The sequence below is a fragment of the Streptomyces sp. NPDC051051 genome, assembly GCF_040682975.1.
GTDB lineage: Bacteria > Actinomycetota > Actinomycetes > Streptomycetales > Streptomycetaceae > Streptomyces.
On sequence record NZ_JBFBCB010000005.1, the window covers coordinates 107,699 to 129,410 of the forward strand.

16 protein-coding genes and 1 pseudogene are annotated in these 21,712 nt (G+C 72.6%); 7 read left to right on the plus strand and 10 right to left on the minus strand.

Translation table 11 applies throughout. The features are described 5' to 3' along the window. Window positions 1–184 precede the first annotated feature (184 nt). From AB0N31_RS05870 to AB0N31_RS05910, 9 genes and pseudogenes are all read right to left on the minus strand, one after another. Window positions 185–2,437, minus strand: a complete 2,253-nt coding sequence (locus tag AB0N31_RS05870; protein ID WP_366057113.1) for a peptidase domain-containing ABC transporter — start codon at window positions 2,435–2,437, stop codon at window positions 185–187. Next, window positions 2,434–3,012 (minus strand): hypothetical protein, encoded by a 579-nt coding sequence (locus tag AB0N31_RS05875; RefSeq protein ID WP_366057114.1) that lies wholly within the window; start codon window positions 3,010–3,012, stop codon window positions 2,434–2,436. Before AB0N31_RS05875 ends, AB0N31_RS05870 begins: the two co-directional genes overlap by 4 nt. Window positions 3,013–3,030: 18 nt before the next feature. Then, window positions 3,031–6,342 carry a type 2 lanthipeptide synthetase LanM family protein gene (locus AB0N31_RS05880; RefSeq protein ID WP_366057115.1) on the minus strand — a complete coding sequence of 1,104 codons (3,312 nt, stop codon included), beginning with the start codon at window positions 6,340–6,342 and terminating at the stop codon, window positions 3,031–3,033. A gap of 186 nt (window positions 6,343–6,528) precedes the next feature. Next, a complete protein-coding gene (locus AB0N31_RS05885) occupies window positions 6,529–6,759 on the minus strand; it encodes a mersacidin/lichenicidin family type 2 lantibiotic (protein WP_366057116.1) in 231 nt (76 codons plus the stop codon). 514 nt (window positions 6,760–7,273) lie between these two features. Next, window positions 7,274–8,347 carry a LacI family DNA-binding transcriptional regulator gene (locus AB0N31_RS05890; RefSeq protein ID WP_366057117.1) on the minus strand — a complete coding sequence of 358 codons (1,074 nt, stop codon included), beginning with the start codon at window positions 8,345–8,347 and terminating at the stop codon, window positions 7,274–7,276. Between the two features lie 238 nt (window positions 8,348–8,585). After that, window positions 8,586–10,343, minus strand: a complete 1,758-nt coding sequence (locus AB0N31_RS05895) for a glycoside hydrolase family 35 protein (RefSeq protein ID WP_366057118.1) — start codon at window positions 10,341–10,343, stop codon at window positions 8,586–8,588. Window positions 10,344–10,446: 103 nt separating this feature from the next. Continuing rightward, window positions 10,447–10,677: pseudogene (locus tag AB0N31_RS05900) on the minus strand (MFS transporter); the annotation flags it as partial. An 868-nt stretch (window positions 10,678–11,545) separates the two neighbouring features. After that, window positions 11,546–12,610 (minus strand): Ku protein, encoded by a 1,065-nt coding sequence (locus AB0N31_RS05905; protein ID WP_366057119.1) that lies wholly within the window; start codon window positions 12,608–12,610, stop codon window positions 11,546–11,548. 116 nt (window positions 12,611–12,726) lie between these two features. Next, window positions 12,727–13,533, minus strand: a complete 807-nt coding sequence (locus tag AB0N31_RS05910; protein ID WP_366057120.1) for a nuclease-related domain-containing protein — start codon at window positions 13,531–13,533, stop codon at window positions 12,727–12,729. A 110-nt stretch (window positions 13,534–13,643) separates the two neighbouring features. Here AB0N31_RS05910 and AB0N31_RS05915 point away from each other — a divergent pair, with 110 nt between their 5' ends. From AB0N31_RS05915 to AB0N31_RS05945, 7 genes are all read left to right on the plus strand, one after another. Beyond that, window positions 13,644–14,150, plus strand: coding sequence for a protein phosphatase (locus AB0N31_RS05915; RefSeq protein ID WP_366057121.1), 507 nt, complete (start codon window positions 13,644–13,646; stop codon window positions 14,148–14,150). Window positions 14,151–14,384: 234 nt separating this feature from the next. Further along, window positions 14,385–15,143, plus strand: coding sequence for a hypothetical protein (locus AB0N31_RS05920; protein ID WP_366057122.1), 759 nt, complete (start codon window positions 14,385–14,387; stop codon window positions 15,141–15,143). Next, entirely contained in the window at window positions 15,140–16,561 is a 1,422-nt protein-coding gene (locus AB0N31_RS05925) for a HAMP domain-containing sensor histidine kinase (RefSeq protein WP_366057123.1), read from the plus strand. The genes AB0N31_RS05920 and AB0N31_RS05925 overlap by 4 nt, the downstream gene beginning before the upstream one ends. A 69-nt stretch (window positions 16,562–16,630) precedes the next feature. Next, window positions 16,631–16,993: an SH3 domain-containing protein gene (locus AB0N31_RS05930; protein WP_366057124.1), complete on the plus strand. Its 363-nt coding sequence runs from the start codon at window positions 16,631–16,633 to the stop codon at window positions 16,991–16,993. 53 nt (window positions 16,994–17,046) lie between these two features. Next, window positions 17,047–18,414 (plus strand): FtsW/RodA/SpoVE family cell cycle protein, encoded by a 1,368-nt coding sequence (locus AB0N31_RS05935; protein WP_366057125.1) that lies wholly within the window; start codon window positions 17,047–17,049, stop codon window positions 18,412–18,414. Between the two features lie 49 nt (window positions 18,415–18,463). Beyond that, complete coding sequence (locus tag AB0N31_RS05940) at window positions 18,464–19,921, plus strand: penicillin-binding transpeptidase domain-containing protein (protein ID WP_366057126.1); 1,458 nt, start codon at window positions 18,464–18,466, stop codon at window positions 19,919–19,921. Between the two features lie 45 nt (window positions 19,922–19,966). Next, a complete protein-coding gene (locus tag AB0N31_RS05945; protein WP_366057127.1) occupies window positions 19,967–20,485 on the plus strand; it encodes a DUF3291 domain-containing protein in 519 nt (172 codons plus the stop codon). 81 nt (window positions 20,486–20,566) lie between these two features. Here the strand turns inward: AB0N31_RS05945 and AB0N31_RS05950 are convergent, their stop codons facing one another. Further along, window positions 20,567–21,469: an ADP-ribosylglycohydrolase family protein gene (locus tag AB0N31_RS05950; RefSeq protein ID WP_366057128.1), complete on the minus strand. Its 903-nt coding sequence runs from the start codon at window positions 21,467–21,469 to the stop codon at window positions 20,567–20,569. Window positions 21,470–21,712 lie beyond the last annotated feature (243 nt).

Sequence of the window (21,712 nt, forward strand, 5' to 3'; positions counted from 1 at the left end):
CCAGCCGCCACAACAGTCACTGGAGCCTTACAGCGCCCCAACAGCATCGACAGCCCCACAGGTGCGCGTGTCGGAGACGGGTCGGGGTCGTGGTCCGGCGGCGGTTCGGTCTCCCGGTCCGGCCGGCTCCGGGCAGGCGACGGCGCCTCGGGCCGCGGAGGAGGGGGACCGTCGTCCGCGGCCGTCAGGGGACACCGGGGCGGGGCCGTGCCCGCGCGTCCGGCTCGAGCTGCTGGTGCACGAGCCTCGCGTAGGGGCCGCCTCTGCGCAGCAGGTCGTGATGGCTGCCCCGCTCCACGATGGTTCCCTGGTCGAGCACCAGGATGGTGTCGGCGTCGCGGATCGTGCTCAGGCGGTGCGCGACGATGATCTGGGTGCAGCCCAGAGTGCGCAGGTTCTCCGCGACCCTTCGCTCGGTCTCGACGTCCAGATGACTGGTGGCCTCGTCGAGCATGATGATCGCCGGTTTGTGCGCGATCGCCCGTGCGATGGCCAGCCGTTGTCGCTGTCCTCCGGACAGGGCGCTCCCGCCCTCGGAGACGAAGGTGTCGTACTGCATCGGCATGGCCATGATGTCGTCGTGTATCGCGGCCAGCTCGGCCGCCGCGACGACCCGCTCGCGCTTGATCGACGGGTTGCTGAGCGTGATGTTGGACAGGATCGTACCGCTGAACAGGGCGCTGTCCTGCAGCACGACGCCGAACTGGCGTCTCAGCTCCTGCCACTTGACGTCCCGCAGCGAGACGCCGTCGTAGAAGATGTCCCCCTGGGTGGGGACGTAGAGTCCGAGCAGCAGTTCGCCGAGTGTGCTCTTGCCCGAACCGGAGTGCCCGACGATCGCGATCCTCTCTCCGGGCCGTGCGGTCAGGTTGATGTCGCGCAGCACCTGGGGACCCGTCTGCGAATAGCGGAACCCGACCCCGTCCATCCGCAGGTGCCCCGACAGGCGTGGGGCCGGTCGGTGCGCTGATGACGGCTGCTCCGGCTCCGCCTCGGTCACGTCCCGTATGCGGTCGAGGTTGGCGCTGACGAGTTGGAACTGCTGGGCGCTGTCGACGAGCGACGTGAGCGGCGCGAAGAAGGCGGCGGCCAGGGACAGGAGCGCCACCATCGTGCCCACGCTGATGGATCCGTCGAGCACCTGGGTGGCGCCCACCCACAACAACCCGAGCTGGCCGAAGAAGGGCAGGGAGCCGAGTATCGAGGCCACGGTGCCGGAGACGTAGTTGTGGCGCAGCGAGATGTTGAGGTGGTCGAAGAACAGGTTCGACCACCGGTCGAACGCCTGTGCTTCGGCGCCGGCCGCTTTCAGCGTTCCGATGCCGACGATCGCTTCGCCCAGGTACCCCTGGGACTTTCCGAAGGCGGCCAGCTCGCGTCCCGACAACCGGCCGATGGTGCCGTTGCTGAGCATGAGGACCGTCGCTCCCAGCAGGCCGACGCCCAGCGTGAGCGCGCCGAACGGCGGGGACTGCCAGAAGAGGAGGAGCAGGTAGAACATCACCAGCCCGCTGTCCATGACGGCGGACAGCAGTTGGTTGCTCAGCAGTTCCCGCAGCATGGCGTTGCTGGCCGCCCGGGCGAGCAGATCGCCGGTCGACCGTTGCTGGAAGTACTTGTAGGGCAGTTCGAGAAGGTGTTCGACGAAGCCGAGCATCATGCTGACGTCGATACGCGCCCGCAGGTACACCAGCAGCCATTCGCGCAGCAGTGTCGCGACGGTCTGGGCGATGAAGACCGCGACGATACCGATCCCCAGGACCGGCATGACGTCGCGCATCCGGAAGGGCAGGACCTGGTCGATCACGACCGCGGTCAGGATCGGCAGGACGAGGCCGAGCAGGATCAGCAGCAGGGAGACTCCGAGCAGTTGCAGCGCCGTTCCGGGCGCCTGCCGCAGGAACTGGACGACGTACCCCCGGAAGGTCGCGCCGGGTGCGGCGGCGGTACGCCGGTCGAAGGCCGCGCCCGGCTCGAGGAGGATGACCACGCCGGTGAATCCGGCGTCGAACTCGTCCTGTGTCAGCCGGCAGCGTCCTCTGGCGGGATCGACCACGTCGACGTGCTTGCGCGACCACCGTTCGGCGACGACGAAGTGGGTGAACTCCCAGTGGACGATCGCGGGGAGCGCCACGAAACGCAGGTCGTTCCGCGGCAGCGAGACGGTCCTCACCCGCATGCCGTGGTCCCGGGCGATCCTGACGATCTCCAGCGCGGAGAGGCCGTCGCGGCCGACGCCGCAACGTGTCCGCAGCTCCGACAGCGAGGTCCGGCAGCCGTAGAAGTTGAGCATCATGGTCAGGCAGGCGATGCCGCATTCCACCTCGCTCATCTGCCTGACCTCGGGCACTCTCCTGCGGTGCGGCCCGCGGACGGCGCCCTGTGCCGCCCGCAGGCGCGGTCGGTGGTCGATGAACCAGGTGAACGGGTTCGTCACGCGGCACCGCCGATGGGCGCGCCCGGTGCGGGGAACAGCGTCAGGATCCGCTGGGACCCGGCCTCCACCCGGGCGGTCAGGAGACTCCCGCCGTAGGCGGCCGCCGGCAGCGGCTGTCCGAGCCGCACGACCACGACGGTCCAGGGTTGCCGGACGGTGTCGGGGCCGGGCTCGAATCCGTACCGGGTCCGTGCCGCGTCCGGGCCCGTCACGTCCGGCTCGACCCGGACGACGACCCCCGCCACCGCCGGACCCGAGGAGCCGATCTGAGCCTGGACGTGCCGGCCGGCGCGTACGTGCGCCGATCGGTCCGCCGGCAGGAACAGGACGGCCGTCGTCGTCGTGCCGCCGCCGGGTCCGGCCCGGGCACCGTCGGCGAGCACCGTGCCCTGGGCGCTGACATAGGCCGGCACCCGTACGGACCAGGCCAGTGCCGCGGTGGCGATCAGTACGGCCAGCAGCAGCCAGAGGCAGACGACGACCGGTCGGAAGGTGAGGCGGGGCACGATGTCCTTCGCGGCGCCGCGCCGATAGGACTCGACGGCGCTCTCCCGGAAGATCGGACGGTGGGTCACGGCCAGTGGTCCTTTCCCTCAGCCCCGCGGCCGCCACCGTGGAGGAGCCAGAAGAAGAACGGACGGCACCTTGTCGGGGTCCGCCAGCCGGAGCAGCTCGTAGCCGATTCCCGCCAGTCCGGTCATGAGCCCGGGCGTCTCCACTCCGAGGGGCACTCCCGTCACGAAGCCCTCCTCCTCGATGCCCGTCACGACCGAAGCCGTCGCCCGTTCCAGCGCGTCGTGGTCTTCGGGTCTGCCGAGCGTCCGCGCCGCCGTCAGGAGGAGCTCGATGTTCCCCAGCGCGCCGTGGCAGAGCGAGTGGTTCATGGCGAAGCCGTACTGCCGGGTGGTGCGCAGGGCGGTGTCGATCTCGTCCCGTGTCGTCGCGTCGGCGAGGTGCTCCAGGGCGGCGAGACGTGCCAGACCGATGCCCGGGGCACCGTGGCACCAGGCCACCATGGTCTTCCGGGGCAGTTCGACGGCCGGCTGAACCGGATCGTCCCGGATGGTTCGGGGCGGGAAGACCCGCAGGTCGGACCAGTTGTCCAGCTCGGGCACGAAGAGGCTGCGGTCGTAGTCGAGGGCGCCGAGGGCCGCTCGCCGGAATCGGTCGTCGCCCCTGTGTGCGGCCAGGTGCAGAAGACTCAGGGCGATGCCGGCCGTGCCGTGCGAGAACCCGCCCAGCGGCGGTTGGTCCTCGAGCGTCGTCCAGGCGATGCCGCGGTGCACGGGGCGGGCCGTGGCCAGGAGCCGCTCGCCGCAGCGGGTCGCGACGTCCGAGGTCCGTGGTGAGGGACGGACCGCGTGCAGGCCGAGCAGCGAGAGGATGCATCCGGCCGAACCGTAGACGACGTCCAGCGCGCGGTCCCCGGAGATGAGCCCGGGGAGCCGCTCGACCACTTCGGCCGCTTCGTCGAGAAGGTCCGGCTCGGCCCAGAGGACGCCCAGGTGGGTGAGGACGTACACGGCCGAGGCGAGGCCGTCGAAAGCGCCGACGGTCGCAGGTGGTCCGCCGGCGTCCGCCTGTTCCTGGAGCCCTTCCCTCACCTGCAGGCGTGCCGATGTCAGTGCCTTGTGCGCGAGGAGCGTGACGGAGGGTTCGCCGGTGACCGCCCCGAGGTAGCCCAGGAAGAGGGCGATTCCGCTGGTTCCGGAATAGAGGTCACGGCCGGAGGGGAAGAGGCCCCACGTCGATGCGTCCAGGGGGCCCACGCCGAGCCAGTGGGCGCGGTCCTCGTCCTGCAGGGAGAGCTCGTCGAGACGCTTCCCGAGGGAACTCGCCAGTGCCAGCAGTCGTTCTCGCCGTGTCCGCCCGGTCACCGGGGAAGGCCGTTTCCTCGACCGGATGTGCTCCGGCCCGCTGATCCGGTCCTCGGAGTCCATGAGGAGCGTGGCCAGCGACGCCCTGATGATCCAGGTCTGTTTGGCCAGGTCGTCGTCACCGAGCCGCTCCACTCGTTCTCGCACCACCTCCAGGCTGGGCGCTTCGAGGAAGTCCTCGAAGCGCTCCCCCTCCGCGGTGAGGACCGCGCGGCCGCCCGGACAGGTGCGGAACAGCGGGATGTCGCCGTGCCACAGATCCCGTTGCTCCGCGGGGACGAGGGGGGCGAGGTGAGGGCGTTGCGCCGCTTCGATCCACAGGTGGTCGAAGAAGCGATCACGTCTGAGCGCGTCACGCAGCAGATCCGGATGGAAGCTCTCGTACCAGAGAAGGCCGTACACGTTCGTGGAGCGGGCGACGACGCGGGTCTCGTCGTGGGCGAAGCGCGGGAGCTGTTCCGCCAGCAGGGCGGCCCGGTTCTCGCCGAGCAGCCGGTACATGCCGGTGAACCCGGCGAGCACGGCGTCCCGGTACCTCCAGACCTCGACGTCCCGGTCGCCCAGGCGGGGCCGGTTCTCGCTCACGGGCAGCTCGGTACGCCGTCGGACCGCCCGCATCTCGTCCGTCCCCGGCCTTTCCCAGCCGATGAGCCGATGGGGGTTCATCTGGCCCGGTTGCCCGCCCAGGCCGCTCATGTCCACGCCGATGGAACTCCGGTCGGACCACACACGCCGCGGCAGCAGCCCGACCTGCCACACGGAACGGTCCAGTGCTCCCGTCGCGAGGTTCGCCGGGGCCGGCCCCTCGGCGTCGACGTGCGGGTGGAACAGGGCCTCCAGGTCCACGAGCACGGGGTGCTCGCCCGCGGCGAGCAGGTTCTCGTTGTGCAGGTCGGCAGCGTCCAGGGCGTACAGCAGGGCCAGGTAGCTTCCCTGACGCCGGTAGAAGCGGACGACCTCCTCCTCGCGGGTGCACGGTGCCACGTCGACGCATTCCGCCCAGCCGTGGTTCCCGCGGTCGGCCACCTTCAGCGGCCGCAGGCGGGGCTCGGCCCCCCGGTCGTTCAACCAGGACAGCAACTCCTGGAAGTGCGCGTCGACGCTCAGCGACCTCGGCTTGTACAGCAACTTCATCCCCGAGCGGAACCGCAGCAGCAGCACGGTGCGGCCGCGACGATGCCGGTCCCCCTTGCCGGCCTCCAGGTCGACCAGCGGCCCGGGGTCGGTGCCCTGGGCGAAGGTCGTGCGGATGGTCCGCCAGTCCGCGCACAGATGCGTCAGGAACTCGTACAGGTAGTCGGCCCACTGTTCGGTGGTGAGCACCAGTTGCTGCGCGAGCACCGGATACTTGGCGAGGAGCGCCACGATGGCGCCGTCCTGCCGGAGCCTTCGGACGAAGTCCTCGAAACGTTCCTCCGCCGTCTCGCCCCTCAAGTGCCCTTCGATGCGGGCGACGTGCAGCTCGATCAGGAGTGGTCTGCTGAGTTGGAAGAGGACGAGGGGTGCGAGATTCGCCAGGAACACCCCGGGGAGTATCGCTGTTTCGAAGGGGAGGGAATCGTCTTCCACGCGAAGCCCGCGCACCCTTTCCTGGAGACGGTCGAGAAAGTGCCGGAGAAGCGGGCCGAGCGCCGGCAGACATCCGGCGAGAGGGTGATCCGCCTCGGTCTTCTCGAGCAGCGGCACCAGTTCCTCGGCGGCTTCCGGATGCGTGAACGCGTCACGGAGAACGACGAGCCAGTCGGGGGTGGCCTGGACACGGGCCTTGAGAGAGGGTGCCGGCTCCGCCAGCAGAGCCAGCAGATCACGTTCCGAGAGCGAGCCGAGAGCCAGTCGCCGAGCGAACAGCGGCCCACGGTCGAAGGGTTTCTGGCTCTTCCAGGCGTCCAGGTGGTCGAGCGCCGCCGCGGGAAAGCGGTTCGAAGGGGGAGACGTCTGCGGCGGGCGGGATTTTCGTGTGTCACCGCGTTCGAAGAGGGGCAATGCGCGGTACCACTCGGGAGCCTCCCACACCTCTTCCGCTTTCATGGTCCGGTTGCTCCCTCGGTTTCCGTCCTCTGCTCCCCGGCACGTCGGCGAGGGCTGCCGGACGGTGTCTGGCAGCCCTCGCCTCGTTTCCCTGGACCCTGACTTCCAGCATCAGGGGATTCACCTGTCACCGACCGTGCCGGCTGACGGAACCGCGGTACGTCCGACCGTGCCGGACATGCGCGGTCAGCAGTTACGGCACGGGTTCGCCGAGTTGCCTCGGGTCGTGACGCAGGTCTTGGTGTTACAGCCGACGCTGGCTCCGCTCTGGGCGCCGCCCAGAACCTGCCCCAGCTCGGCGTCGGTGAGTTCGATGATCCCCGCCGGATTCTCCGGCAGGTCGGCGAGCTCTTCGGTGTTCAGGCTGCTGCGGTACTCCGGGTCTTCCCAGGCCCGGATGGTCTTCCGGAGACTCATGGGGTTCTCTCTGACTTCCTCGTCCTGCTTCGTCGGCCTGCTGTGCCGACCCTGATGTGCGCTGCCGTTCGGAAAGACCCAGAACCGCGCTCCGCCATGGCGAGACGTCGTTCTGTGTCTCGTGGCGCGAGGCATGATGTGAGCGCTCTGCGGAATCGACAGTGTTCGCACCGCCCGCCGACGATGAGCGCAGAACGCAGATGTCACGGGAGGTGCATCGGTCCTCTTGTTCCCGCATACGGGTCGGGGGAAATGAACCCACCCACTCCGCGCGGTCGGACGGTTTGCCCAACTCCTTTATCCGACAAGCCTTGCTCCGGATCCAAAGCCTGTCAAGGGGCACCTCACTCCCTGGCGGCGATGGCCGTGACATACCGCTCCCGGGTATTTCCCGAAGAGGGGAGAACCGGCATCGGGTGCCGGTTCTCCCCCTGCCGGATGGATGCGACGACCTGGACGAGGGCCGGCACGGGGAGCGCGCCCGCGTCCGGCATCGCCCGGCGGCGGGACGAGGTCAGCGTTCCCGTGCGGGTGCCGACGTGCTGTCGCGGACGATCAGGTCCACGGGGGTGACCGTCAGGGGTGGCGGGGGCGCCGCCGGGGTGTCGATGCGGTCGAGGAGGACGTGGAGGGCGCGGGTGCCGATGTCCCCGAAGTCCGTGCGGACGGTGGTCAGCGGGGGGAGGAAGTGGGCCGCCTCCGGGATGTCGTCGTAGCCGACCACGCTGACGTCGTCGGGGACGCGGCGGCCCGCCTCGTGCAGGGCGCGCAGGACGCCGAGGGCCATCTGGTCGTTGGACACGAAGACCGCGGTGATCTCCGGGTTTCGCGCCAGCTCGCGGCCGAGGCCGTAGCCGGAGTCGGCGCTCCAGTCGCCGAGGAGGGGGGCGGGGACCGGGGCTCCGGCGGTCTCCAGGGTGGCCCGCCAGCTTTCCGCCCTGCGGTCCGCCGCCGCCCAGCCGCTCGGGCCGGCCACGTGCCAGACCGTGGGGTGGCCGAGGGACAGGAGGTGTTCGGTGGCCTTGCGGGCTCCGGTGCGGGCGTCCGAGGTGACCACCGGGGTGCCGTCGCCGAGGTCGTTGTCCAGGACCACCAGCGGGGTGTCCAGCCGGGCCTCCGCCAGCGCCTTCGCCACGCGCAGTTGCGGGGCGATCGCGATCACGCCGTCCGCGCCCTCCGCCGCCAGGCGGTCCGCCGCACGTACGACCGTGTCGCGGTCGGCGGTGTCCAGGGCGATCGCGCTGACCAGGTAACCGGCTTCCTGCGCGGCCGTGTTGATCGCGGTCAGGGTGGAGGCGGGGCCGTAGCGGGCCGCGTCGAACGAGATCACCCCGAGCATCCGGGTCCGGCCGCTGGCCAGCGAGCGGGCACTGCGGCTCGGGCGGTAGCCGAGCGTGCGCATCGCCGCGAGGACCGCCTCGCGGGTTTCCGGGCGTACGGCCGGGTGGTCGTTCAGCACCCGCGAGACGGTCTGCTTGGAGACGCCGGCCAGGTGCGCCACGTCGGCCATCACGGGGCGCGCGCCCGCGAAGTTGCGGCGGCTGCGGCCTCCCTTGGTCGCCGGGTCGTCGGCGGCGCTCGGGGTCATCGGGTGCCCTCTTCTGTCCTTCGCCGAATCCGGCCGGCCCGGGTCCGGCTCCGGGTTCCGGCCCGAGCCCGGCCCGGGGTTCCGGTCCGGGCCCGGGTCCGGTTCTGGTGCTGCGGGTGACGGGGTGGTGCGGGTGGCGGCGCGGGCGTCGGGGCCCGCTCCCGCCGGTCCACAGGATAGGCCGGTCGGTGCCGGGGGCTGTGGTCAGGTGGCGGGAGCGGGACGGCGCCGGGGAGGGTCAGTGCGCCGCCGGGCCGAGGTCCGGTGCGTCCGTGAGGTGGGCGCGGGTGGCGGTGGTGGCCTGGAGTTCCAGGAGGACCAGGTCGTTGGTGCCGGGGCGCAGGACGGGGGCCGGGACGTACAGCGTGCGCTGGGGGCCCCGGTTCCAGTAGCGGCCCAGGTGGAAGCCGTTGATCCATGCCTGGCCCTTGGTCCAGCCGGGCAGGGAGAGGAACGTGTCCGCAGGGGTCCCGACCTCGAAGGTGCCGTGGTGGAAGGCCGGTTCCGCCGACAGGGGGGCGGGGGCCGGTGCGAAGGGCAGCGGCGGCGGGACGTCCAGGGGCAGGGGGTGGCAGTCCCAGCAGTGCAGGGGGGTGCCGTCGAAGGTGACCGGTCCCAGCAGGCCCTTGGGGGTGCCGATACGGGGACCGTAGTTGACCCGTCCCATGTTCTCGACCAGGACGTGGAGTTCGGCGCCGGCTCGCGGGACCCGGATCGGCAGGGTCTCCTCCTGGCGCTCGCGTTCGAGTACGCCGACGGGGGCGCCGTCCACGAAGAGCTGGGCGCGGTCGCCCACCCCGCCGGTGAAGTGGAGGAGGCCGGGTCCCTCCGTGGGGAGCGTGGTGCGGTACAGCACGTAGCCGGCGCGCCGGCCGAGGGCGTCGGCGGAGAGGGGGTCCGCGGGCGCGGGGACGGCCTTCGCGGCGGCCGACGTGAGGAGAGGCCTGCGGTGGGTCAACTCCACTGTGGTCGGAGGGAGTTTGCGTGCGGGTGCGGGGACCGGTTCGTCCGGGACCGGCGCGTGGCGGGCGATGACCTCGCGGAAGGCGTGGTACTTCGGACCGGGGTCGCCGTGCTCGGTCAGGGGGGCGTCGTAGTCGTAGGAGGTGACGGTGGGGGCGTAGGTGTGGTGGTGGTTGGCGCCGTTGGTGAAGCCGAAGTTGGTGCCGCCGTGGAACATGTAGATGTTGACCGAGGCGCCCGCGGAGAGCAGGCGGTCCAGGTCGGCGGCGGCGTCGGCCGCGTCCCGGCCGTGGTGCGGGCCGCCCCAGTGGTCGAACCAGCCGATCCAGAACTCCGAGCACATCAGCGGGCCCTGGGGCTGGTGCTCGCGCAGGCGTTCCAGGGAGCGGTCGATCCGGCTGCCGAAGGTGCCGGTCGCGAGGACGCCGGGGAGGCTGCCCTTGGCGAGGTGTTCGGGGTCGGCCTGGTCGCAGGTGAAGAGGAGTTCCTCCACGCCGCGGGTGCGCAGGGCGGCCTCCAGGTGCTTGAGGTAGGCCGTGTCGTCGCCGTAGGCGCCGTACTCGTTCTCCACCTGTACGGCGATGACCGGACCGCCGGACGCGGCCATGTGCGGGAGGAGCGGGGGGAGGAGGAGGTCGAGGTAGCGGTCGACGGCGTCCGTGAAGCGGGGGTCGCTGCTGCGCAGGCGGATGTCGGGGTCGGCGGTGAGCCAGTGGGGCAGGCCGCCGCCGTCCCACTCGGCGCAGATGTACGGGCCGGGGCGGAGCAGGACGTGCAGGCCCTCGGTGGCGGCGAGGCGCAGGAAGCGGGGGAGGTCGAGGAGGCCGTCGAGGACGAGGGTGCCGGGCTCGGGCTGGTGGAGGTTCCAGGGGATGTACGTCTCCACCGTGTTCAGCCCCATCAGGCGGGCCTTGCGGAGGCGGTCGGGCCAGTGGTCCGGGTGGACCCGGAAGTAGTGGAGGGCGCCGGAGATGATCCTCAGGGGGGAGCCGTCGAGGAGGAAGCCGTCGGGGGTGGCGGTCAGGGCGGACATGTGCGGTCCCTTCGAGGGCTGGGGCTGGGGGCTGAGGGCTGGGGTGGAGTGTGGGTGGACTGGCCGCGGATGGCTGTGGGTGCCACGTGGACGCCCGGGGGCGTCAGTGACCGGGAACGGGGCCGGGGTCGGGGTCGGGGCCGGGGTCGACCGTGCGGGTCGCGCGGATCAGCCAGAGGGCGGCTGCCAGGCGGACCGCGGAGACCGCGGCCAGGAGGAGGGGTACGGCCCTGATGCCGGACCACTCGATGACCTTGCCGAGGGACGGTCCGGCGGCCACCCCGCCGGCCATCGAGGCGGCGATGACCAGGGCGACAGCCCGAAGTCCTCGCGGAGGGCCGGCATCGCGGGGCCGTAGAGCGCCTGGAGAGCGCCGATCAGGACGAAGCCGACGCAGGAGGCGGCTGTGGCGGACCTGCTGAAGACGGCACCACCCTCGGTGTGCGGTCCGCCCGGTGCCGCCTTCGCGCGCTGTGCCGTGGGCTGCTCTGTCACGCGGACTCCCGAGGACGGACGGCCCACGACGAGGACGTGGGAGTGGGGTGCGGCGATCTCTGACGACGACCGATGTTACCGGTAACAATTCACGCGTCAAGGGATCCGGCCGCGTTCGCGGATCGTCAGGATCGTCGTTCGAAGCGGTCCTTCCCGGCAGTCCCGCCGGCATCGCCCGCCGGGGCCGGAGGGCTCCGCGTGGCGTGGGGAAGGTCGCCGTGCGCGACCTCACCGGTCCGGCGGTGGCCTCGGTCCGGCGAGGCGCACCGCCGGGTTCGGGCGGTCGTCAGTCGCGGGCCGCGAACGTCGGGAAAGCCGTCCGCTCCGTGGCGGAGAAGGTGAGTTGGGCGCGCGCGGGGCCTTGGAATCGCGGACGCGGAGGGCGCCGGGGACGCGGCGGGCCTGTGGCTGTGGGCCGGACCCGGCCTGAGCGTCTGGGCGTTGGCGCACTTCGCGGGGCACGGCTTCGCGCATGAGGGGAGGTTCCCGGTGTGGCCCGCCGTGGGGCTGGGGGTGGGCACCGTGCCCGTGGCCCTCAACCGCGGGGCGGACCGGAGGGGCGGGAAGGGTGACGGCGGCGCGCCGAACCGGCGGAATCGGGAGGAGGCCGCCCGAGACCGGGCAGCCCGGGCGCGGAGCGCGCGAAAGGGGTCACCCGAGGCGCGTCCGGCTCAAGCCGAACCCTCGCGCCGGCCGACCACGGACCCTCACGCCGACCGTTTCCGCGCCGTCGTCTTCTTCGCCGCCGTCTTCTTCGCCGCCGTCTTCTTCGCCGTGCCGTTCGCCGCCGCCCTCTTCGCCGTGCTCCTGCTCGTGGACGCCGTCCTCTTCGCCGGCTGGACGGACTTCGTGGCCGTCTTCGCGGACGCCGCCGTCTTCTTCGCGGTCGACGTGGACTTCCTGCCGCCGGTCTGCTTCGGGGCCGTGCGGGCCGCCTCGCGTCCGGTGAGGTTTCCGGCCCCGGCCTTCTCCCGCCCCGCCGGCTCGCCGCGCGACTCCTTCGCGGCGCGGACGCTGTTCTCCAGGGCCGTCATCAGGTCCAGGACCCTGCCGCCGGGGGCGGTGCCGGGAGCCTCGGGAGGTGCCTCGCCCGCCACCTTCGCGGCGACGACCTCCTCGACGGCCGCGCGGTACTCGTCGTGGAGGTCCTCCAGGTCGACCTCGCCGAGGATGTCCATCAGGGTGTCCGCGAGGTCGAGTTCCCTGACGTGGACCGTGACGTCGGGGCCGGGGGCCATGCCCTCGGGGGCGAGGACCTCGTCGGGCCACAGCAGGGCGTGCATGGCGATCGCGTCGCCGACGACGCGGAGCATGCCGAGGCGCTCGCGGCCGCGCAGCGCGTACTTGGTGATGGCGACCTTGTTGCTGCGCTTCAGCGCCTCCCGCAGCAGCGTGTACGGCTGGGCCGCGAGAACGCCGCCCGCCTGGAGGTAGTACGCGGCGTCCATCTGGAGCGGGTCGATCCGGTCGGCCGGCACGAAGGTCACGATCTTGATCGTCTTCGTCGTGGGGAGCGGCAGACGGGACAGGTCCTCCTCGGTGATCGGGATGATCGTGCCGTCGGCCGCCTCGTAGCCCTTGCCGATCTCCGCCTGGCTCACCTCGCGGTCCTCCAGCTCGCAGACCTTGCGGTGGCGGATGCGTCCGCCGTCCTCGATGTGGACCTGGCGGAACGGGATCGAGTGGCTCTCGGTGGCGTTCACCAGTTTGACCGGGATGCTGATGAGGCCGAACGAGATGGCGCCGTTCCATAGGGATCGCACGTGCAGCACCCTCCTGACTTCGCCGATGAAATTCACATATGAGACATAACAGTCATATGGTTATTATCTACGCGATTCTCATCGTATGGTGCCCCCTCACGGAGGGGGAAGGGCGACGGTCCCGCTCAGCGGCCGACGGCCCAGGTCCGCCTGTCGCGCGCCATCGCGTGCAGCGCCTCCACGTCCGCCGGTTTCAGTACGCCGTCCAGCCGGGCCAGCCCCGCCAGTTCCGTGTCCCGCAGCACCCGCACCTCGCGCGGGGCGGTGACCAGGCGCACGTCGGCCGGGCCGACCAGGGCCAGCACCGGGCGGACCTCGGCGGTCAGCGTGCGGGAGGCGCGGTCGGCGTCGGCGCGGACCCGGTGCAGCAGGGGGCGGGGGTCGCGGCGGCCGACGGCGACCTCCGGGTCGGCGACGCGGACCCGCTGCCTGCGGGCGTACAGGGTGTGCACGGCGAACAGTCCGGCGGGGCCGATCGCCAGGTGGTGGACGCGGTCGCCGCCGGGCAGCGGGACGGAGTGCAGGCTGTACCAGCCGGCGCCGTCCAGCCGGTCCAGCAGCTCGCCCACCGCCTGCTCGGCCTCCAGGGCGCGGCGGCGCGGGTCGGGCCGCAGCAGGCGGGCGGGGCCGGGGTCGCGGTCCAGGTCGGTCAGCAGGGCCTCGCCGGGACGGTTGGGGGCGAGGTCGTCGTCGGGATGGAGGGAGAGGCGGGCCAGCTCGGCGGGGGTGGGGACGGGGGGCGGGCCCACCGTGACGGAGCCGGTCAGGAAGGGTTCGAGCACCTCCAGGACGTCCGCCCGACGGTCGTCGCCGATGATGTTGACCCGGCCGGCCTCCCTGTCGTACCAGGCGATGTTCCTGCCGTCCTTCAGACAGACGTACAGCCGCTCCCGGCCGTGGCGCCAGGTCGGTACGACGCGGAGTCCGTTCATGCACCATCACCCCATGACCATGGGAACAGGAGGGGTGCCTCGGGGGCAAGGAGGCGATTACCTTGGGGAGGAGTTGGGCATGCCCCAGGGACGCGGTTGGGGAGGCGCCGTTGCGGACCCGCAGGAAGCAACCCGACGTACCGGCTCCGGACAGTCCGTGGAGCGAGATCGTGCCCGGCCTGTGGATGGGCGGGCACGAGTTCCGCGGCCGGAGCGGACAGCGGGAGTTCGTGGTGGTGAGGGGCGAGTTCGACCTCGTCCAGACCTTGTTGCGACTGCCCGGACACGGGCCCGACCGGGGCGTTCCGCATCAGGTCTGGCCCATACCGGACGGGCCGCTGGACGGCACCCAGCTCGCCGGGGTGATGCGGTTGGCGCAGGCGGCCGGTGAGGCGTTGGACGAGGGCCGTTCGGTGCTGGTCCGCTGCTGGCACGGATACAACCGTTCGGGTCTGGTCGTCGCCCACGTACTGGTGGGCCGGGGCCACTCGCCCGACGAGGCGATCGGGCTGATACGGTCGCGGCGCTCTCCCTGGGCCCTGCACAACGAGCTGTTCGTCGCGTACCTGCGGGCGGGCCTGCCGACGGCCCGGCTGCTGGAGGAACTGGCCGAGTAATCGTTTCTCCCGGCGTTCTGCGGTCCCCTCCCGGCCGTCCCGGCGCCGTTCTCCCGCGGCTCCCCGGTCGTCCGGCCCCGGGGTGGACGGGCGGCCGCCGGGCCCACCGGCCGGCCGTGGAGCGTCGCGAGCGGCCCGAGTGGCCTGCCGACCGACGCCCGACCGGTACGCAAAAAGGACTTCCCCATGAATAGGGTGTACGGGGCCGCCCGTCACCCTGATCACAGGAGCCCCGTGCCGCACCCGCGTCCCACCCGCACCGCCCTCGCGCTGGCGGCCGTAGCCCTGCTCGCGTCGGCGACCGCGGCCTGCGGCGACGCCGGCGGGCTGCGGGGCGCGGGGGCGACGCCGACCGCGGTCAGCCCGGAGAAACTCTGGCCGGACCTGCCGGCGGCGTCGAGTCCGGCGTTCGACATCGACGAGGTGAACACCGAGGTCGTGAAAGGGATCGCCGTTCCCGCCGACGACCTCCACCGGGTGGACCCGGTGGAGGTCGTACGCCGCGAGATCGCCGCGCACCCGGGCGACTACGCCGGCTCCGAGGCGCCGTACCGCGAGACGGCCGACCGGATCGCCGACTGCGACGAGAGCGGCCCCGGGCGGCCCCCCTGCCCGGTGCTGAGGCCGTACTACCGGGATCTGACCGGTGACGGACGGGACGAACTGACACTGGGCTTCCGCCAGTTGCCCGGGGACCTGACGGCCGTCCGCGTGTACACGGTCGACAAGCACCGGCTGGTGCAGGTCATGGGGTGGGAGGACGCCGTGAGCGCGGTGGAGCTGGCCGGGCGTTCGGTGATCATCCGCTCGCCCTCCGAGGTCGCCGGGTACGAGTACCGCCTCCAGTGGACGTGGGACCAGGACCAGCGGGCGATGCTGCTCACGCACGACGAGATGGTGCGGACGCAGGGGCGGGGCGGCGGCCGGACCCGCCCGCCCCGGTCGACGTCCACCTCGGGAGCGTCCCCCTCGGCCTCCGTGAGCGGCCGATGAGGCTCGCGCTCCCCCGGTGGTCCGGCACGCTCGCCGTGAAGGCCGCCGTGTTCATCACGGTGATGTGCTGTGCGCTCGCCGCGCTGCTCGGCGTCCTCGTCCACGTCTCGGTGACCCGTCAGACCGTCGGCGAGGCCCGCGATCTCGCGCTGTCCCGGCTGGAGGACGCCACGACGGCGTTCGAGGCGGGGGACACGCTCGGCCCCGGCGCGGGCGTCGACCCGCCGGGGCTGCCCGCGGCGCTGCGGGACCTGGCGGTGGCGGGAGAGCGCGGCACGATGGTCGCCGAGCACCGCGGGCGGCCGACGATGTGGGCCGCCGGGCCCGCCGACGGCGAGCGAAGCGAGAGGGGGGTCCCCCCGCCCGGAGGACGGGGCAGGGCCCTCGCGGTCGCCGTCGACTACGCGCAGAGCGCCCGCACCATCGAGGCGCTGGACAACGCGATCCTGTGGTCGTCGGCGCTGGCGATCGGGGCGACGCTGCTGGTCGGCGCGTTCGCGGTGACCCGGGTGACGCGGCGGCTGCACGCCACCGCGCGGGTCGCCCGGCGGATCAGCGCCGGCGATCTGGACGCGCGCGTGGACGACCCCCGGAGCAAGGATCCGACCCGCCCGCAGGACGAGGTGGCCGCCGTCGCCGTCGCGCTGGACTCGATGGCGTCCTCGCTCCAGGGCAAGCTGCTGAGCGAGCAGCGCTTCACCGCCGACGTGGCGCACGAGCTGCGCACCCCGCTGACCGGGCTGCACGCGGCGGCCGAGCTGCTGCCGCCGGGCCGGCCCACGGAGCTGGTGCGCGACCGGGTGGCCGCCCTGCGCACGCTCACCGAGGACCTGCTGGAGATCTCCCGCCTGGACACCGGCCGCGAGCGGCTGGAGCCGGACACCGAGGACCTGGGGGCGGTGGTCCGCCGGGTGGTGCGGGCGGCGGCCTCCTCCGGCGCCCCGCCGGGCGCCCACCCGATCACGGGCACGGGCACCGGTGCCGGTGCCGGTGCCGGTGCCGGTGCCGAGGTCAGGGTCGTACGCGAGGCCCGGGTCGAGACCGACCGGCGCCGTCTGGAGCGGGTCCTCGGAAATCTCGTCGCCAACGCGCACCTGCACGGGCGGGCGCCGGTGGTGCTGACGGTGGACGGGCCGGTGGTGACCGTGCGGGACCACGGGGACGGCTATCCGGAGTACCTGACGGCGCACGGACCGCAGCGGTTCCGCACCGAGGGGGGCGCGAAGGGGCACGGCCTCGGACTGACGATCGCGGCCGGTCAGGCGGAGGTGCTGGGCGCCCGGCTGACCTTCTCCAACGCGCCGGACGGCGGCGCGGTGGCCACGCTGACGCTGCCTCACGCACCGCCACCGGAGACGGTCCCCCGCGGCGGGACCACTCCCCCCGGCGACCGTGGTCTCCCCGATGGCGCAGCGTGACGGGCGGCCGGCGGCGACTCCTCCTAATGTGGCGGTAAGTCAGTTCTGCCCCCTTGTCGGAGGTACCCCATGCCCCTGCGCTCCGCCCTCGTCCGGTTCGCCATAGCCGGTGCCGCCGGCACCCTCGCCGTCGCGTCCGCCGTCACCCCCGCCACCGCGAGCGAGGGCGCTCAGGGCAGCGCCCACCGTCAGGCCCCGCGCCTGTACAAGGGCGTCGTCACCGCGAACAAGCTGCTGCTGCGCAACGCGCCGAACCGCGGCGGCAAGGTGGTCCGCGTCGCCTTCCGCGACGACGTCGTCACCGTCTACTGCCGGACCACCGGCCAGAAGGTGGACGGCAACTCCCAGTGGTACCTCCTCAGGGACGGCGCCTGGGCCTACGGCGCGGCGCGCTACATCCGCGACCTCGGGCCCACGCCGCGCCGCTGCTGACACCGACCGTCCACCAAGGCTCACAAGGAGCCCCATTTGGGTAAGTTCCGGACATGATGCACGCCGGAGCCGAAGTCATCGCCCCGACGGCGGACGCGCCGGTCCCGGTGGCGCGCCTGCCCAGGCGCCGCGGCGTCGAACTCTCCCTCATCGTCCTGGCCGTCCTGCTGTCGGTGTACGGCTACTGCGCCGTCGGCCTCGCCAGGAACGGCACCGTCCCGCCCGGCGCCGCCGGCTACGGCGCCGGGCTCGGTGTGCTCGCGCTGCTGGCGCATCTGACGGTCCGGCTGCGCGCGCCGTACGCCGATCCGCTGCTGCTGCCCATCGGGGTGCTGCTCAACGGCACCGGACTGGTCCTGATCTACCGGCTGGACCTGGAGACGCCCGGCGACCGGGCGGCGCCCACCCAGCTCGTCTGGTCGACGCTGGGCGTGGCCCTGTTCGTCTTCGTCGTCGCCGCCCTGCGCGACCACCGGGTGCTCCAGCGGTACGCGTACGTGTGCGTGGTCACCGCGCTGGCCCTGCTGACGCTGCCGATCCTCTTCCCGGCGGTCAACGGCGCCCGGATCTGGATCAGGATCGCCGGATTCTCCATCCAGCCCGGCGAGTTCGCGAAAGTCCTGCTCGCGGTGTTCTTCGCGGCGTACCTCGCGGCCAACCGCACGGCGCTCGCCCACGCGGGCCGCCGGATCGGGTTCATGCAGCTGCCGACCGGCCGGGTCCTCGGGCCGGTCGTCGCGATCTGGCTGCTGAGCGTCGGCGTCCTCGTCCTGGAGCGCGACCTCGGCACCTCGCTGCTCTTCTTCGGCCTCTTCGTGGTGATGCTGTACGTGGCCACCGGCCGTGTCGGATGGACCGCGGTCGGGCTGGTGCTGGCCTCGCTGGGCGCGGTCGCCGTCGGCCTGCTGGAGCCGCACGTCCACAGCCGGGTCGAGGACTGGCTGCACCCGTTCGCGTCGATCGAGGCGGGCGAGGGTCCCAACCAACTGGCGCAGTCGCTGTTCTCCTTCGCCGCCGGCGGCACCTTCGGCACCGGTCTCGGGCGCGGCCACTCCGTCCTGATCGGATTCGCCGTCAAGTCGGACTTCATCCTGGCGACGGCCGGGGAGGAACTGGGCCTGGCGGGGCTCTCGGCGCTGTTCCTGCTGTACGGGCTGCTGGTGGAGCGCGGCTACCGGGCCGGACTGGCCCTGCGCGACCCCTTCGGCCGGCTGCTGGCGGTCGGGCTCGCCTCGATCTGGGCGCTCCAGGTGTTCGTGATCGCGGGCGGGGTGACCGGTCTGATCCCCCTGACCGGGATGGCGATGCCGTTCCTCGCGCAGGGCGGCTCCTCGGTCGTCACCAACTGGACGATCGTGGCGCTGCTGATCCGCATCAGCAATTCGGCACGACGCCAGTACGACGGGAAGGCCGCGCCGTGAACGGACTCCGGCGGACGGGCCGCCACCCGCGATCCGAGGTGACCCCGTGATGTCCCGTCACATCCGCCACGCCGCGTTCTTCTGCGCCCTCCTCCTGGTGGCCCTGCTCGTCAACGCCGCCCGCGTCCAGGTCGTCCGGTCCGACACCTACGACGGCAACCCGGCCAACCGGCGTGCCTCCATCGCCCGTTACGGCCAGCCCCGCGGGGACATCCTGGTGGAGGACGTACCGGTCACCGGCTCCCGGGACACCGGGGAGCAGTTGCGCTACGAACGCACCTACCTCGACGGCCCGCTGTACGCGCCGGTGACCGGCTTCGCCTCACAGGTGTACGGGACGACGTTCCTGGAGCACGCGCACGACGGCGTCCTCTCCGGTACGGACCCCCGGCTCGCGCCGTTGCCGCTGTGGAACGACGTCACCCGGTCCCTGTCGGCCGGCGGGAACGTGGTGACGACCCTGAATCCGCGGGCCCAGCGGGCGGCGTACGAGGGGCTGGCCGGCCGCAAGGGCGCAGTGGCGGCGGTGGAGCCGTCGACGGGACGGATCCTGGCACTGGTGTCGGCGCCGTCGTACGACCCCGCCGTGCTGTCCGGGAACGGGCCGCGGGTCGAGCGGGCGTGGGCGCGGCTGAACTCCGACCCCGACCGGCCGATGCTGAACCGGGCGGTGCGGCAGACGTACCCGCCAGGGTCGACGTTCAAGGTGGTCACCGCGGCGGCGGCGCTGGACGCGGGGGTGATCAGGGATCTGGACGCGCCGACCGACTCGCCGGCGCCGTACCGGCTGCCCGGCACGAGGACGCTGCTGGCGAACGGGGGCGAGGGCTGCGAGGACGCGCCGCTGCGGGAGGCGTTCATGTGGTCGTGCAACACGGTGTTCGCGAAACTCGGCGTGGATGTGGGGCTCACCGACATGGTGGGCACGGCGGAGGCCTTCGGGTTCAACGCGGCGGACGTACGGATCCCGTTCGCCGTCGCGCGGAGCACCTTCGACACCTCGCTGGACCGGGCCCAGCTGGCCCTGTCCTCGATCGGGCAGTACAACACGCGGGCCACGCCGCTCCAGATGGCCATGGTCTCGGCGGCCGTCGCGGCCGGGGGGCAGCTGCGGACGCCGTACCTGGTGGAGCGGACGACGCGCGGCGGCGGGGCGACCGTCGCCTCGGCCGGTCCGCGTCCGGCGCGGCAGGTGTTGCGGCCGTCGACCGCGCGGCGGCTGCGGGAGCTGATGGCGGACGTGGTGCGCGAGGGGACCGGGAAGAACGCCGCGATTCCGGGCGCGACCGTCGGCGGCAAGACCGGCACCGCCCAGCACGGCATCGGCAACGCCGGGACGCCGTACGCCTGGTTCGTCTCCTGGGCGCAGGGCGACCGGGACATGGAGCCGAAGGTGGCGGTCGCGGTGGTGGTGGAGGACTCGGCGGCGCGGCGGCGGGACATCACCGGGGGCGGGCTCGCGGCGCCGATCGCCCGGTCGGTCATGGAGGCGGTGCTCACCTCGTGAGACGGGGTCTTCCCGCGCCGGAAAGGTGCGCCCTACGGTGCGCTCATGACTGACGCAGCCGCCGCATCGCCGGCCCTCGAACTCGCCCAGGTCAACCTCGCCCGTCTCAAGTTCCCCTTGGACTCACCCGAGTTGAAGGACTTCGTGGACGCCCTCGCCCCCGTCAACGCGGACGCGGAGGCCGCGGACGGCTTTGTGTGGCGGCTCCAGTCGGAGGAGGGCAACGCCACCGACGTCCCGGTCTTCGGCGACGACTGGCTCATCGTCAACCTGACGATGTGGCGGGACCAGGACGCCCTTACCGCGTACATGTACCAGGGCCGCCACCGCGAGATGCTCGCCCGGCGGCGGGAGTGGTTCGAGCGGGTCCAGGAGGCGATGACGGCCCTGTGGTGGGTGCCAGCGGGCCATCGCCCGACCGTCGCGGAGGCGGAGGCCCGGCTGCTCCACCTGCGCGCGCACGGCCCGACGCCGTACGCCTTCACCCTGCGGACGTCGTTCCCGGCGCGGGGCGCGGAGCCGGTCGCCGTCGAGGTGCCCGAAAACCTGGGGTGCTCGGCCTGAGCCCTGGCCCGCTGCCCCGGCCGGGGCGGGCCGGGCGGCGTCGGATGCCGGCGGCCGCGCTCGATCCCGGTCCCGTCGCCGTCATCGACCGTCCGCTCCCGCGGGCAGCGCCTCCCGCCGCCGGAGCCATTGCTCCGGTACGGCGTCGACGCCGGTGCGGGCGGCCACGATGCCGCCGGTGATCGCACAGGTCGTGTCCACGTCACCGAAGCCCTCGGCGGTGGCCCACAGGGCGCCCACGAGGTCGTCGGGGTGCCGGGCGGCGGTCCAGACGGCGAAGGGGACGGTGTCGTCGGCGCGGATGCGCTGACCGTTGCCGAGGAGGTCGGAGGCCTTCCACGGCTCGGTGGCGAAGGGGAGGCCGGCCGCGCGCGCGAGCCCGTCGCGGGTGGCGCTGTCCGGAGTGAGCGCCGCCACCTCGGCGATGCTCAGCCGGCCCCGGGCCGACAGGGCCGCCGCCACCGCCACGGCGACCGCGCCCGCGATGCCCTCGGGGTGGGCGTGGGTGACCTCGGCCGAGCGGCCGGCCTGTTCGACGACCTGTGCGAGGTCGGTGTGGAACCAGGCGCCCAGGGGCGTCACCCGCATCGCCGCGCCGTTGCCGAGGCTGCCCTCGCCGCCGAACAGGTCGCGGGCGAACTCGGGCCAGCGGTCCGGTTCGCGGAGCACGCGGGGCAGCAGGTCGTGCATGCCGTGGCCGTAGCCGCGGGCCGGATCGGCGGCGTGGCCGAGGGCGAAGGCGAGGGCCAGCTCACGCTGCCGCACCTCGCCGTACCGGTCGAGCACCCGGAACAGGCCGAGGGCCATCGCGGTGTCGTCGGTCCAGTGCCAGTGGGGCTCCTTGGGCATCCGGCGGGCGCGGACCTCGACGTAGGCCTGCCGCCGGTCCCTGAACAGCGGGAACCAGCGCTCGCCGAAGGCGTCCCCGAGGGCCAGGCCCTCCAGACTGCGGCGCGCGGCGGCTCTGTGCGGTGCGGTGCCCACCCGGTGTCCCCCCTTGGACCGACGGCCCGGCAAGTGTCCCACGCGCACGAGGAACGGACGCGCGGCCGGCAAGTTCCGCCCGGGGGATTGACGAGCTTGCTGACAAGCAGTCTCATAAGAGCATCGGGCAAGTGAACCGCCGGTAACCCCCGCACGACCGCGCACCCCCACCCCGCACGACCGCGCACCCCCACCCCGCTGGACCCGGCCCGCTTGCCGTACGACCCCGTACCCGCCCCCGTA